The sequence below is a fragment of the Paenibacillus sp. FSL H7-0331 genome (assembly GCF_001956045.1).
Genome location: NZ_MRTH01000005.1, coordinates 227468 through 243171, shown reverse-complemented (window position 1 = coordinate 243171; position 15704 = coordinate 227468). Strand labels below are relative to the sequence as shown.

Genomic DNA, 15704 nt, shown 5'->3' with positions numbered 1-15704 from the left:
CTAATTCGGAAAATACTTACTTATCTTGTCTGAAATCATCTCGCGCTTGAAGGGCTTGCTAATGTAATCGTCCATGCCGGCTTCCATACATTTCTCCCGATCCCCCGTGAGGGCGTTCGCCGTAACCGCAATAATAACAGGTAAGGTTCCCCGCATCGGAATGCTTTTTAATGCTTTGGTAGCATCCAAGCCGTTCATATGAGGCATTTGCACATCCATAAAAATCAGGTCAAACTCTTCAAAGGTCACGGCTTCAATAACCTCTTTGCCATTTTCCACTACCGTTACGGTATGGCCCATCTTCTCCAGCATTTTTCTTAATACCAGTTGATTAATTTCGTGATCTTCAGCCACTAGAATTTTTAAGGATCTTTGTACAGCCTTCTCTTCCTTTACCAACTCACAGGGACCAACATCTGCATTCGGCTTCTCTTCTTTAAGCGCAACCGTAAATACAAAGGTCGCACCCGGGCCAGGCGTTGGTTCTATCCAGATATCTCCACCCATTTTTTCAATCAGCTTCTTGCTGATCGCAAGCCCTAGCCCCGTACCTTCCGATTTACGCGTCATATAATGATCTAATTGATAAAAGGGCTGGAACAGCTGACTCACTTTGTCTTCAGGAATCCCTATACCACTATCTCGGATCGTAAAGCGAAGATGCAAGGAATTCGAAGTGTGCAGCCATTTCTCAACAGTTACGGAGACACCTCCCGAGTATGTGAATTTAACCCCATTCCCAATGAGATTCATCAGCACCTGCTTAAGGCGGTCAGCATCACCAACAAGCACGCTCGGCACATGAGAATGAACCGAATAGGTCATTTCCAGACGCTTCTCAGCCGCTTTGGAGGAGAGAACGTCAAGTGTTTCAGCGATGCATTCACGTATATCCAGTGGAGCTTCTACCAGATCTGTCTTACCCGATTCGATTTTGGAAAAATCCAAAATATCATTGATGATCGCCAGCAGGGAGTTACCGCTTTTTCGGATAATATCGACATACACTTCTTGCTGGGCATCCAGCTCTGTCGTGTCCTGCAGTAGATGCGTCATCCCGATAACTCCGTTCATGGGCGTACGTATTTCATGGCTCATCATGGCTAAAAACTCACTTTTAGCCTTGTTTGTTTTTTCTGCGGCTTCCTTGGCGACCAACAGTTTCTTCTGTTCCGTAATATCTTTGGCAATAATATAGTAACCGACAGTCGCCTCATTCACGATGATAGGTGCAACGGTTGTTAACACTTCTATAATTAGTCCAGTTTTATGGGTAATCTTATCGATAACCTTCTCAGAGTTGCCATTTTCCACTAAAGCGGAAAGCTTCCTCTTGAGATTAACGCTGCCAATAAATCTGGAAAAGTTCCGTCCTGCCATCTCTGATACAACAAAACCGGTAATTTGCTCCGCCTTTTGATTCGTATTAATAATATTACCTTCCAAATCGAGCGAAAATACCGCATCATGGTTATACTTCTTCAGTGACGTGTAACGTTCTATACTTTCCTGCAGCTTGAGCTCAACAAGCTTATGCTCGGTAATATCCTGAACAGTACCGTTTAATTTCACCGGTGAGCCGTTGCTGTCCATCGTTGGAAAACCACGCACATGCAAATATTTGACCGTTCCATCCAAATGCAAATGCCGGAATTCTTTATCTAATTCATGCCCTTTCTTCGTATACTCCAGTTGTTCTATAAACTGCTGTTGATCCAGAGGGTGAATCAGATTAATAAACTGGGATAGGCGGTTTGGCCGCGGATCGCGGGTCAAATTGTACATGTTGTAGATTTCATCGGATAACATCAATTCTTCGTTGACTATATCCAGCTCCCAGCTGCCCAATAATGCTATACGGTGCGCCTCCGCCAGATTATCCTCATGCTTCTTGCGCTCCGTAATATCACGACCAATACCGAGAACCCACTTGATTTCGCCTTGTTCATCCCGAACTTTTTTATATGAAGTTTCGAACCACAAATACTTGCCGTTTTTGTGCAGAATTCGGTAAGTTAAGGTATCCTCGTCAGAAAAGGTACTCTCCTGCAACATCAACACATCGTCAGGATGGTACAATTCCAAATTGGCACTGCCTTCAATCTCATCCGCCCTGTAGCCCAGCAAATCAGTAATAGAAGGCGAGCAGTAGCGTATAATCCCGTCAGGGGTTGCATAAGAAATCAAATCCTGGGCATTTTCGGAGATCATCGTATACAGCTGCTCGATTTTCAGCAAACTTTGCTCTTTCACTTTTTTGTCGGTCACATCACTCAGATGCGTAATGAAATAAAGCGGTGTGCCTTCTTGCTCATCTCGTACGAGGGAAACGTGCAGCGATGCCCAAACGATGCTGCCATCCTTGCGGACCAACTGTTTCTCACTTTCAAAAGATGCCGCGGCTCCAGATAATAATGGTTGAACCTGGTGATCGTCTAAGAATGTATGGTCGTTATACCCTACTTCGTTAGAGGGTCGATTCATTAATTCTTGCTCATGATATCCAAGGATGCTGCACAGGGCAGGATTCACTTTTAACCATTCGCCTTGAATGGACACGATTGCAATTCCCACAGGTGCAGATGTATATGCATGTTCAAAAAACGAATGATCATCCACTTGTGCCTTCGCCACACGAAACCCTCCATTCCAAAAAATATACTTCTATTATAAACTGATCCGAAGATGAATTGCGACAAAATATGCAGTTACGTGTCTAAGTAATCAGACCTTCCTTTTTATTTACACCTTGTGTGCTTTCTGAAACAGCGAAAAAAATCAACAAAAAATGGAATATAAAAAAACCGCCCATGAATACTGAACTCCGGACGGTTTGGTATAAATAAATAGTTAAAAAAATAATTATTTGGCAGCAGGCTGAAAGAATTCCAGTCGTTCGCCATCAGGACCAAAGAAAAAAGCGATAAGATCGCCATCCAGGATCGTTCGAGGAGTTTCGTCCATTAATCGGACTCCGTGGCTTTTCAGACGGTCGATCTCCACTTGAATATCACTCACAGTAAATGCAATATGATGAACAATGCCATTGTCCGGAAGGCCGTCATGACCGCGTCCGATTAATTCGATCTCCACTTGGTCCGAGTCAGGAAAAGATAAGAAACCCAGCTCCACTCCATCAGCCAGCGCCTTACGCTTGACCAGCTTCAATCCCAATACCTCGGTATAAAAACGGATCGAGGCATCCATATCCTTTACCATAACGCCAATATGCTCCAGCTTGTGAATCAACGTGAACAACACCTTTCCAAGTTATATAATTCGCCTGCGGCGCACCCGCTTGTGCAGGTTACGCATGAAGAATACCATGTCCGAAGGGATTGTGCAATCGAAAAAAGCTAGCTGCTCTAGGCGGGTATCCAATCTGTGTTAGTCTCTATACGATTGCGCCCACTCTGCTTCGCTCTATATAGTGCACGGTCAGCAGCTTCTGCGAGACTGCTCAATCGGGTATCCACCGTCAAATCCGCTTCCGCAACAAACGGCAGCAGGGCGATACCTACACTGGCCGTGAGAGGAATATGCAGCTCATCTTCAATGTAGGGCTTATTTTCAATTTCCTTACGGATTGCATCACCTATAAGGATCGCCTGTTCCAAATCGGTTTGCTGTGCCAGCACCGTAAACTCTTCGCCTCCGTACCGCGCTACCAAATCGGTCTGTCGGGTTTGCAGCTTTAGAATTTTGGCTATATGGAGCAGAACGCGATCTCCAACCTGATGGCCGTAGGTATCATTCACTTTTTTGAAATAATCGACATCAATCATCATGATCGCACAGGGCTGCTGCGTTTCGATACATTTCTCAATGATTTTACTGCCCTCCTGTGCCAGATATCGACGATTATGCAGCTCAGTCAGCGCATCAATCAACGCGTAATCCTCAAGAAGCCTTACTGTGCTTTTTAATTTAAGGCTCATCATATTGAAGGTATCACACAATTCCTTCAGCTCGACAGGCGCATGTTTGAATACACTCGGGTCAATCCGATAATCATAGTGCCCTTCCTTCAGTACCTTGGTACCCTGCAGCAAAAATTCCAGAGGTCTCTCCACACGCCGTGTTACCAGGACAATGCCATACAAGCCGGCAATCAATATGCACAAAGTGATAAGTACAAAAACCCACATGATATCAGAGCGTGCAGCAAACACTTCACTGGTCTTCAGCTCCGCTACAATAATCCAGCGCCGATCCTTCGTCCATTGATAGGAACCGATTACCTCTTCCCCTCGATAATTGGTATAGATCGAGTCCTCTTTGGAATCCGCCAACGCTCTTTGCAAAATTTCCGTATCAATCTTATCCCTTCCGTATACTTTCTGCATATCCAAGCGTGCTTCCGTTATGAGCATACCTGAGTCGTCAATCAAATATTGCTCACCCGCTCGTCCAAAATGCACCGATTGTACCGTCCTTGAAATCGTTCCCAGCTTGACCGATCCATAAATCAGCCCCTGCAGCTCATTGTCGACATTATAGACAGGTGAGGAGAAGACGATGATCGGATCACCTGTTATTCTCGGGAATACAACTTTGGAAATATACATTTTCCCCTGGATCGCCTGCTCAAAAAAAACCTGGTTCTTGACATTCATTCTCGTTTGCTGGCGCATTGCACTGACGAGGATATCACCGTCCTTATTCACAAAACCAAGATTCCCGAACTCGGACTGATTGTTAATAAAGGTCACAAAGTCATTTTGCATATGGTCAATATTCACTTCTTTTACGTCTTGTTTTTGAGACATCTGATAAATATCGGCTGATCTCTCATCCAGCCAACGGTTGATGTAGAGGGATTGCAATGTCAGCTTTTCGGCTAGCTGTTCGTTGACCTCCTCATGAATATTGTTCGTATAGATCCAATAAAATGCCGCATTAATAAATAAACCAAATATAACAATTATCGTTACCGACCAAATCAGAAAATGCTGCTTAATTGTGCGTGATCGGAATTTGGATAACATCTTCTGTTCACCTGCTTTGGAATGGGTATTGTGCAGCTATAGAACTTTACCTATACTTGGTTATAAAGGTTGTTCAACACGGATTTATCAATCTCAAGAATTAACAACTGACAGAGGAGTACGACCATGGAATTTCCTTCGACCGATATGTTATTGTTTTTACTCGCCGCGGGCTTTATCGCAGCATTCATTGATTCCGTGGTTGGCGGTGGCGGACTCATTGCCGTGCCCGCACTTCTGCTCACGGGTCTACCTCCAAGTATGGTACTTGGAACGAACAAGCTGGGAGGCACCTTGGCTTCGATCACCAGCACACTGTCCTTCTTATTTTCCGGAAAAATTAATGGAAAGCTGACGCTTGCTTTATTTCCTCTATCGTTCATTGGCGCCATGCTTGGAACTTATACGGTGCATCTGGTTCCATCCGCATTCTTAAGACCGCTCGTAGTTTGCATGCTGGTGCTGCTGCTCATCTACACCTTAATGCGCAAAAACTGGGGAGCACTCATGTCACCGCGTCCGATGACACCGACGATCAAGCTGGCAACGGCTTTATGCGCATTCGCTCTTGGCTTCTATGATGGCTTCTTTGGCCCCGGAACCGGCTCCTTCCTGCTGTTCCTGTTCCTGCTGCTCGGCTTTGATTTTGTTGGTGCCTCGGGCAATGCCAAGGTATTGAATCTGGCCAGCAATGTAGCGAGCCTGTTAGCCTTCTGGCTGCTCGGTTCGGTTCATATTGGTTATGGTCTTCCCATGGGCGTTGCCATGATTGCGGGTGCGCTTGTCGGCTCTCGTCTAGCGATCCGTCATGGTGCCAGTTATGTTAAACCGCTCTTTATCGCAGTTACGACCCTTCTGATTGGCAAACAGCTCTATGATCTGATCTCTTCGATATTGTAATTACGTATTTCGACAATATATGTCAAAATCCTCCCTTGTGTTGTGTATTCCAGTAAGTACATAAAAAAGCGATGTCCAACACCCTTCATCAGAAGAGGGCCGACATCGCTTTTATAGTTTTATATGGAGGTTCCTTATCGATATCATCCGCAATAGGAAGCACGTTGAGTCCAATTGTCCTGAAACACAACACGTCTCTGGTTTGAAATAAACTCTTTCGCCGGATCGATAACCACATGAGGGTTGCTGACATTGCGAACATCCTCCCAAGCGCACTCAACTCCACGTCCGCCTGCGGTACCAGCGAACATTTTGCAGCTCTGGCAAAATTGCTCCTGCTGCTCTTGATTTAGCTTCACAACCCGATTGCGTAAACAGCAGTATATGTGATCATTCTGGTCCGTATAATTAATATGATTAATAATTTCCATAAGATTCATCCTTTCAAGTAAGGTATCCAACATTCTATTAGTATATAAACCAAATGTTAAATGTATGAATCTTTTTTGTTAAATTAATTTATTTCTCATATTTAATTTTTTTCAGAATCGGTTCACTCATTTTGCCCTGCTTGTTCGCTGCTTTAATTTCAATTATATTCTCTCCGGTCTTCAGCTCAACAGATTTACTCACGCTGGTTTGCCCGACAGCCTGTCCGTTTATAAAGATGGTTGGACTCGGATCATGTATATCCGCGGCACCTACCTTAAGCTGGATGGAGCTGTTGCGTGTAGTGTCAGGCGTAGCTTCAATGGTTACGATAGGCGCTGGCATCGCATACGAAACCTGCTTCTTGATAACCTCGGAGGACTTGCCGCCGCGGTTCACTGCCTTGAATTCAAATACATTGACACCATCCTGCAGATCAACGGTTGTACTGATTTTACCGCTTCCGATCAACTGCTCATTGACATACAGCTTGATCTCCGGATCGGCGTTATTCGCACTCGCTTGCAAGGTCACTGTAGAGGCAGTGGCTTCCGCAGGTAGTGCCTCCACCACAATCACAGGCGCTGGTCCCAAATAAGCGATCATCATCGAAATGGGGTTACGGAACACGACCAGCAGGATGACAAGTGCGGCGATAACAAGCCCGCTCCTGACAAGCTTACGTCTATTTTTGACAGCAAAACGAACCAGCTTGCCTGACTGCCGAAGCTTGACTGCTTTGAAAAAAGTGACAAAGCTTTCATTCGGAGTCGCCAGCAGCTTTTGTTTAACTTCTTTATCCCTGAACGCCCGGGGATCATGATTATCAAAATATTTGCTGACCGCAGCCTTGTAATTCGCATCCATCACTTGTCTCATATTTAAAAATCGTGTGTCTTCCGCAGACCAAACCAGGAAATCATAGATCGTATGAGAGCCGTGGGTCGTCGAGGAGATATATTCCAGCAACCCATAATAATCAAATTCTGCTTCATAGCCTGAGGCATGTCCCAGACTGGGGCGATAGAAGGCATAGGCGATTTTACTAAAATGCTCAGGACCGACACGTGTAAACAGCAGCTTTTTCAAATATTCCTGTATTCTTTCGAGATCCAGCGTATCCAGCCTGTCGATAGCTTTCACAAGCTCGGAGTCCTCTCTTTTGGACATCAACAGCACCTTGTAAATCGTACTGAGCAGGTGGACCGTCTGCTTCTGACGTTTGTCCAGATGACTGTTCAGCTCCTGGTCGACCTTTTCCAGCATAAAGCCCAGCTGTACGATATCCTCGAACTCCAGATTGCCCGGCTGTAGAGTATCCAGCAGATCGAGGCGAATCTCAAGCTTCAGCTGGCCGCAAAAATCCTCATACTGCTGCTTGCCCGATCGCTCAGGCAGTTCGTCAAAATACCGATACAAGACATTGGCTGCTTCCAGCCGCTTATGAACGGAGTCCGTTTGCAGCAGCTTTTTCACCTTTTTCAGTACCTCATTGGCAAAAAAACGCTGCTGCACGATGCTTTCACCATGCTGTATCCAGGATCGGATCTCCTCCATAAGTGCATTGACCGTTACTGCCTTCGCCATACGGTAAGCAACATAACGCTCCGCCGTTCCGGCCTGCTGGGTGTACAATCCACTCATCACCGAATCAAACAATGAATCCCGTCCAAGCAGTTGATCAAAGATTTGCGCGGCTTCGCTCATGCCTTCTTCAGAACGATTGGCAGCCCGGCTGATCAAGATGATAAAGCAGGAATTCAGCAGGGATTTGACGCCCTCATCGGCGAATGCGAAATATTGCAGCAGATATTTAACATAATCCGATGATGGCAAAAAATCGCCGTTCATCAGGTCTCTGCGCAGCAGCGAGACGAATAACTGGTTCAGCCTTACCTTGCTGCCCACGGTCTCTGCGTTCACATAGGAAATAATTCCTTGCAGCGCAGTATCACGATTAGCCTCATACAGCGCTTCATTGCCCTGTTCGATTTCATACAAGGTGTGGAGGTCATAATATGTCTGCACCTTTACTGCCGCTTGATTATGTGTTCCCTGCAACGCTTCTTCAATGAATTCAAATAAAGGATCAAGCTGATCTAATGTATGCCGCTGCTTCCAGATCGTATCCAGAAGGAAATGCTCCTGCGCCGGAAGCTCAGTGTTAATGAATCGCTGATTGGAAAAATCAAATAAGTGCTCTCGCTCTACATTTCGGTCCGGCTGGCGAATACCGCCCTTTTCCACAAAAACTATATGTAAGCCCTGCTTGCCCTCTGGCTCGCTGCTGAAGGTCATAAAGCCCAGATGACGGCGTGTTGAATAAGGAATGCTTCGGTAGATCAAATCCAGCAAATCTTTGGCGAGCTCGGCGCTATCGGTAACATCCGTATCCAGCACGATATAGTTCTTTTTCTTGTTGGCTACAGATGCCATTACAGCGTAAACGAGCTGCTGGTAACGAATTTGATCAATGCCGAGCCGGGACAGCAGCAACTCCGTTCGATCAATGCTGCGGCTGCGGACAGCTTTGTTGTACCCGATATCATCAAGCTCCGGAAGCACCTTGCCCTCTCGGATATCATAAGCGCTCTGAAAGCTGTCAATTTGCAAAATTCGCTCCGGCTCGCGTAGGAAAGCTTCCTTCCGTTCCTTCGGCACCACGAACTGATGCGTGAACGACGCGCTGCGCTGCCCTGTAAAATCAGCCCCTACATAACAGCTGCGGCTTAAAACCATATCCCCATTATCGGCGTGAAAGACGACAAGAGATACCGGATACAGAGCAACGTTCTCCTCGTTCCTTCCCATCAGCTCCTTGGGTGCTTTATAGACGCAGAAGGGGTTCAAGGTGGTTTTGATAAATGCTGAATCCAGTCCATCCGATTTGGCTACCGTATCGAAGCCCTCATTCGTTCGGAAAACCCCTTCGCGATCCCGTGTAAAATATTGCTGCTGTATCGGTTTACGCGAATCCATCACGTTGCATCTCTCCTAGCCACATAATCAAGCTGGTACAAAAGCCATATAAAAGGCTCATCAACCCGAATCGGATTAATCACCCCGGTGATTTGGCTTTTAACCGGATTTGCGCCCAATGCCGACACCGCGAAAAAAGCCGTGTTTTTGAAGTACACATCAATCGCATCCTTAAACGGCCTATCTACCTTTTCGATAAAACGACTGATTTCCCCGTTAATATTTTCAAATTCTGTCTTGTTCAAAAATCCCTTGTGCACTACATTACGGAAGACATTGCTGTTCGGCCTGATGTATTCACTGTCCTCTTCCATCAAATGGGTCAGCATATCGCTTTTGGTCAGGACAATCGCCGTCGGAATATCGGTTTTGCTATTATGCTGGTGAGCGATAAAATTTTCAAACAGGCTGATCACGACCTCGCGCGGCTCGTCATAGCGGTTGGCAAACTCGCCTTCCTCTTCCCCGATATGGATACGCGCTTTATCGCGAATACTCCGGATCTGCAGCGGATCGACCAGAAACAAAATTCCCGAGGAATTCTTGACATGCGCCGCGTAGATGTCCAGGTAGTCACGCTCCACCATGCCCTCTCCAGCCACATCGAAAAACACAAGCGTCAGCGGCGCTTCCCGCTCATCCTTGAATACAAATTGAAAAATGAACGGCTCCTGCTGCTCATTGGGATTCGTCGATTGCAGCATGCTGCCGCGCTCGAATATCGGCTCGTGGTAATTTTGCCTGAACTTGCGGCTGATTTCTGCGCTCAGCGGCATGCAGGCTGCGTTGAAGTTGGAAGCTGTCGTATTTTGCAGCGTATGGATCAAAGACGTCATATAGACCGACTTGCCCACCTGTGAGGCACCAACGATTGAGATGATATTACTCGGAACCTTGCCAGCCGAAATCGGCAGCTCGTTATGGCAGTCCGGGCACAGACGTCTTCTGGTTTCTTCACCGTAACGGTCGGTCACGGCTACCAGCACGTTCTGGATGTAGGTTTTATTCTCGTCGGGTATCGTGAGAGGATCAATGATCGCTTCCATATCCACCTGCGATAGATTGAATTTGCGCCGCCAATCAGCAAGCTTGCGATCCTCCTGCAGCATAAAATCATCATCATGCTCCTTGACATGACTTGCGCGGAATACGACTTCGTCCGGCTCAAACTTGCTGAAGCAATGCGGGCACACAATACTGTAATATGGAGGCCGTTCCTTGACAGGCGGCTTTTTATCAAACATTTTTTTGAAAAAATCCAACATGGACCTTCCCTCCTTCAATCTTTTATGGAAAATATGCTACTGCGGTGAATAAGTTCCGCTGCGCGTCCAATGGACTCCTCAGAACACTTTGCCGCTCCGCTCATTTTTCACCTGACTGCAAAATTATCAGAACTTGACTTCGCAAGCCATCATAAGCCATCGCTACTCGGCAATCAACTCATAAAGCTCCCCAAAAGCTTTACCATCGGTAAAAAATAGTCGGATAAACTCATTTTTCCCAATCTCAATCTCGGGAAGCCGATGATTGCCTGCGGCAAAATCATTAAGGAACGGGTAAGCAATCCCATCCTCCTTGTTCACAGGGGACGCCCCTTCCTTCTTCACATAACACAGCGCGTTCTGCGGAACCGCCATTTCACAAAATAGCTGAATCTGCACCGATTTATATTTACTAAACCATTTATTTCCATATTTAATAGAGTAACTCAGCTTGGCCTTTCCCCCACTGACACGTGTATAATTTTCACGATCGATCTGCTTTAATGGTACTGGCTGACCGCCTCGAATCAGGCAAGGAAATATCCGATAACCCTGCACACCGATATGCTCGATGCGCTCCCGATAGCCGGACCTTGTTTTATATTCCTCCCGGGTGAACAGCTTCAGTCGCTTCGATTCCAGTCCCTCTGGCTCCTGCTCTGTACCATCCGGGAAGCTGTATACATATACGGCCTCCACATGCTTCGGCCACTGCCAGGTGACAACACTTTCCCCGTCCAGAGCCTGACTGGCTGCCTTTACAATTCGGTATTGCATTTCAGGCTCTTCCCACTGCAAAAGAAATCAGCCCCCCATTTTAATAACTTCATTAAAACCATGAATCCCCAAGCATAAGACCCGAATTCGCCGCAAGAGCTGCTTAACGGAATTGCTTGCGTATCGTCTCACCGCCTTGGCGTTCGCCACGAATCGGCTGCTCCAAAGCTGTTTTGCGAAATCCATTTCTTCCCGTTCCAGAGCCACCTGGGCCACCTACCGCTATCAGTACCGTAGATAATGAGAGCACCAAAGCAAGTGCCACATCAGCGAAAGCACGGACGATAAAAGGTTCAACGGATCCCTGTAATCCGGTTTCCAGTATAACGCCTGCGATCAGGCCTCCCAAAGCCCCTCCAATGGCAAAACATTTCGCCAGGAAACGATTGTCAAATACGATACCGAGTGCCAGGCCGAGAAGTGCGCCTATCAGGAGAATCAATAGGATCCGCAGCCAGCCGTGATACCCATCTGCCGCTGTACCTGCACGCTCGTTCGCCAAATGCCAACGTTGCCCATTTTGGTATATTTGATCGAATGCGTTGGCGACGCCTTCCACCCGCTTCACATCATGAAAGGTGCCGTTTGTTTGCGCTGCAATACGCTGCAGCAGTTGATTACCCTCTACCTGTGTGGAATCAATCCCCACGGTATGGATCTGGGTTCGCTGCTGCTGATAGGGAGTAAGAACCTTGACCTCATTCATATCGCTGTATCCGTCGGAGATCAGGATTACGGCCGCCTTACGGTTGGCTATTCGTTCCTTGGTCAGATGCTCCATCGCTGTATCCAGCGCTCTGCCGATATCCGTTTGGCCTATAGGCGCTCCGATCGCGCTCAGCTTCGCTGTAAGCTGTGCTCTCGCTGCCGGATCCTTAAGCTTGGTCAACGGCGCAATCAATTGGGTTTGTTCATTAAATGTGAACACCGCGACCTGCTTCCCATCGTCCATCTTATTGATCAAGGCTTGCGCAGCTTGAATACTTTGCTTCTGAGGATCACTGGTCTTCATACTTTCCGACATATCAATAAGCAGGACATAATCCTGCGGTTTGTCGTTGTTACCTAATTGTAAACCATAACCCCATTGGAACAGGGCTCCCGCAGCAAACAACAGTACTAGTGTCGCCGGAACGAGAAATTTCCAGCCCTCATTGGCATAACGCAGCCTCCAGTTTTTCCCGTTCAGCTGTGGCGAAATGATCTCGGCCAGCAGGCAGCCCAAACCTACCACCAATGCAAATTGGCCGAAGTACAGGCCCATCAGTAACGTTTCGTGAATCGTTCCATCCCAGCGGTCAAGGATGTATTCTCCGATTACAAATCCGATAATCCCGCTGATTAAGCTGAATAAAGTTAATAGTCCGTTCCATTTACGCATAAAAAATAATCTCCCTCCCAAACCCTCCCAAGGGAGGGCCCCAAAGGGCGCTGCCCTCTGGACTCCCTTACTGTGTGCGAAACTTATGTGTTCTCGGGGCGCTTTCCATCCCTTCGGGACACGCTTGGCTTTGGTGTGTGCTGATGTGCATGACTATGTGTTCTCGGGGCGCTTTGGCCCCTTCGGGACAAGCTCGACTTTTTGGTGTGGTGCTCGTGTGCGTGACTATGTGTTCTCGGGGCGCTTTCGTCCCTTTGGGACACGCTTGGTTTATGGTGTGGTGCTTGTGTGTGTGACTATGTGTTCTCGGGGCGCTTTCGTCCCTTCGGGACAAGCTCAACTTTTGGTGTGGTGCTGCTGGCGAGCTTGACTTATGTGCTCTCGGGGCGCTTTCGTCTCTTCGGGACAAGCTTTGCTTTTGGTGTGGTGCTGGTTTGCAGATGAGTCTATCATACCAAAAGTTGGTGGTTCTTTGAACGTGCGTTTTGTATTTTGTACATGCTATAGGAATTGCCGTCAAACATTGTCCATACTATGGAACACAAAACCATTCTGCAAATACGTATCGTAATAACGTTTGCCATTTCGGTAATACATCAAGTCCTCGATCCGGAAGCCGCCCATAATATTGAGCTTTTCAATTCCGCTGTGCTTCATTTCCTGAACACAACCCAGCTTATAAGCACGGCTGCCCTGATCGATAGCAAATGCATAGCGAATAAATTCACTTTCATAATCACCAAAAAAATATTTTTCGATATGACGGTGTTTATGTGTTGAATGATAAACATCAACGCGTATTGCAGCCTCATTTTCGAGTGTGCTGTATAAATCACGGAACAGGTCTTCTTTGGAGAGCACCTCTCGGTTATCATAGCTGGCAGCTACGTTAGCCCGCTCCAAGAGCTCATCTTCGAAAGTTTTTTGAAACAAAGGCTGCACAAATACTTCCCGGCGCGCCATCCCAATCAACCGCTCCAGCAGATGGTCCTCCCCCTGAACCAGCAGCTGCGAAACGTTGCCCATTTGCCGCTCCTCAAAATAAAACTGCGCACCACGGCGGTTCTCCAACTCCGTTACAATCTGCTCTACCCCATGTCTGTAATACTCATTAATGTTGCGGCTTAGATAGTCACTGGTCATTGAAATACTACCACGGCTTGCATCCTGTAACGTTTTCTCCATTTGATGCAGCCGCGCTACAAAAGGTTTCGCCCGCTCATGTAGGTTCTCAAGCTCATGCAGGTATAGCTTCAATAGCTTCAGCTTCATCTCCTGCAGCAGCAAATCCAGCTTCATCCCATAGATCAATTCGAGCAAAGGACGACTGAGGCTTTTGACTGAGGTTTTGTTCGTAATCCGGCCCCAGAACGACACTTTGGCAAAAGGCTGATCCTCCATACGATCCGCATACAGCTGCTCCAGCTCTTCTTGTCCTTGCTCCAGCAGCTTGGCAGCCTCCTTCACGTATTCCTGAAGCTCATGGATCAAATTGCTGCTCATACCATCCGCAGAAAACAGATAGGCAGCGTAAAATCCGTACAACGGGTGATCAATGATCCGGTTATCCAGTTTTTTCTTCAGCCCTCCGCCAAAATCCCGGTCTACAAAAGCTTTATCCAGCACTCGGACAATGTTGGTATCAAAAAAGAATTGTGCGTTCCCTCCATACAAAGCCGACTCTGCCTGACGAAGCGTCATCGACTGCAGATCAGACAAGGAAACATTATCGTGCAAAAGACCAAACATTCCGGCTACGGCTCGCTCACGATCCGGCAATAACGAGCGAATATCGTGATCCCACCGCTGCGGCTCCAGATCAAGCAGCTCCTGAACAAATCCTGTGCCCAGTTCCGCATTCTCCTTCATCCGCTCCAGCAGGTGTCTGTACATATGATAAAGAACGGTCAGCGCTATTGCCGGATTCGGCCGCTTCACCTTGGAAAAACCAGCAGACGCATAAACTCGTCCGTCTCCATCCGGCGGGGTCGCATTTTGCTTAAAATGCTGATTATTGTACGCACCATGCTTCGGGTCCAGCTCGTTCATGGTTTTGCGGTTTTTCAACAGGTTGAGGTTGCAAATCGTTTCATAGCTGCCCTGCATCCCATGATCAGCGAATATTCCCCGTTCATCCTTATCGCTCAACAAATAGACCACATCGAACAGTGGCGATGGCGAGTGAACAACAGGCAGACGAACACCTTCACCCGTCACCTGCAGCATCCCGTCAAACTGGTAATCCCTGCTCTGATACACATCCAGCTCTCGCAAAAAACTGACTCCCAACGAGGCCTGCAGCGCAAACTGCTCCCCTACCGCTTTTTCTTCAAGCAAGCCATACAGATCAATGGCGACGGAACGGAATTGCTCTCCGAAGATGGTTTGCATCAAAACGGAAATTTCCGGAAGCAGTACATTGGACGGATCGTCCAGACAGGTCACTACGGCAATGTTCAAGCGCTGCAGATGGGTGTACATCCGTCCAAACTCAGAGATTCGGCTATTCATCCTGCGTAAAGTGACGTTCAACTCGAGCAGCTTCGTTTCATCAGCATAAAATTGCTCATGAATCGAAGGACGGAGGCTGCGCTTGTCCTCTGACGAGGTCGGTAAGCTCCAGCCATATACGTTATCCCGCGCCGCGTGAGCCTTCGTGCCTATATGCAGATAAACAACACCTGCGGAGTTATTCCACTTCGTGCTGTTTAAGGCATGAACTGCCTCCAAGGCCTCTACGGACTGATCACCCAGAAATACAAAAACAATTGGATGGTTGATGCTGCGCAGCTCATCATCATCGATACCTGTGTGATCCATTTCCGCGGAATATGCATTCGCGAATGAGAGCAGCTTTTCGCGTAAATTCACTGTACAACATCCTCCTTTTACCTTTTACATAACCCTATCCATAGGGGAAGCTACCCTCCCAAACCCTCCCTATAGGGAGGGCCCCAAAGGGCGCTGCCCTCTGGATTCCCTTTG

General features: G+C 47.3%; 10 protein-coding genes. 1 reads left to right on the top strand and 9 read right to left on the bottom strand.

Annotation, left to right across the window (positions count from 1 at the left end):
- From BK127_RS09690 to BK127_RS09680, 3 genes are all read right to left on the bottom strand, one after another.
- Positions 1–2634, bottom strand: a complete 2634-nt coding sequence (locus BK127_RS09690; RefSeq protein ID WP_076229830.1) for a PAS domain S-box protein — start codon at positions 2632–2634, stop codon at positions 1–3.
- Positions 2635–2862: 228 nt separating this feature from the next.
- Positions 2863–3249 (bottom strand): VOC family protein, encoded by a 387-nt coding sequence (locus BK127_RS09685; RefSeq protein WP_076229829.1) that lies wholly within the window; start codon positions 3247–3249, stop codon positions 2863–2865.
- A 116-nt stretch (positions 3250–3365) separates the two neighbouring features.
- On the bottom strand, positions 3366–4988 hold the full coding sequence (locus BK127_RS09680) for a sensor domain-containing diguanylate cyclase (RefSeq protein WP_076229828.1): 1623 nt from the start codon (positions 4986–4988) through the stop codon (positions 3366–3368).
- Positions 4989–5114: 126 nt separating this feature from the next.
- Between BK127_RS09680 and BK127_RS09675 the strand changes: the two genes are divergently transcribed.
- A complete protein-coding gene (locus BK127_RS09675; protein ID WP_076229827.1) occupies positions 5115–5888 on the top strand; it encodes a TSUP family transporter in 774 nt (257 codons plus the stop codon).
- 143 nt (positions 5889–6031) lie between these two features.
- Here BK127_RS09675 and BK127_RS09670 read toward each other — a convergent pair whose 3' ends face one another.
- The 6 genes from BK127_RS09670 to BK127_RS09645 form a co-directional block, all read right to left on the bottom strand.
- The gene (locus BK127_RS09670) at positions 6032–6319 is read right to left on the bottom strand and encodes a hypothetical protein (RefSeq protein WP_076229826.1); all 288 of its coding nucleotides are present in this window, start codon (positions 6317–6319) and stop codon (positions 6032–6034) included.
- 88 nt (positions 6320–6407) lie between these two features.
- Positions 6408–9296 carry a GAP1-N2 domain-containing protein gene (locus BK127_RS09665; protein WP_076229825.1) on the bottom strand — a complete coding sequence of 963 codons (2889 nt, stop codon included), beginning with the start codon at positions 9294–9296 and terminating at the stop codon, positions 6408–6410.
- The gene (locus tag BK127_RS09660) at positions 9296–10561 is read right to left on the bottom strand and encodes a TRAFAC clade GTPase domain-containing protein (RefSeq protein ID WP_076229824.1); all 1266 of its coding nucleotides are present in this window, start codon (positions 10559–10561) and stop codon (positions 9296–9298) included. The genes BK127_RS09665 and BK127_RS09660 overlap by 1 nt, the downstream gene beginning before the upstream one ends.
- 162 nt (positions 10562–10723) lie before the next feature.
- The gene (locus BK127_RS09655) at positions 10724–11338 is read right to left on the bottom strand and encodes a hypothetical protein (RefSeq protein ID WP_256711242.1); all 615 of its coding nucleotides are present in this window, start codon (positions 11336–11338) and stop codon (positions 10724–10726) included.
- A gap of 103 nt (positions 11339–11441) precedes the next feature.
- On the bottom strand, positions 11442–12719 hold the full coding sequence (locus BK127_RS09650) for a vWA domain-containing protein (protein WP_076229822.1): 1278 nt from the start codon (positions 12717–12719) through the stop codon (positions 11442–11444).
- Between the two features lie 516 nt (positions 12720–13235).
- The gene (locus BK127_RS09645; RefSeq protein WP_256711241.1) at positions 13236–15590 is read right to left on the bottom strand and encodes a hypothetical protein; all 2355 of its coding nucleotides are present in this window, start codon (positions 15588–15590) and stop codon (positions 13236–13238) included.
- Positions 15591–15704 lie beyond the last annotated feature (114 nt).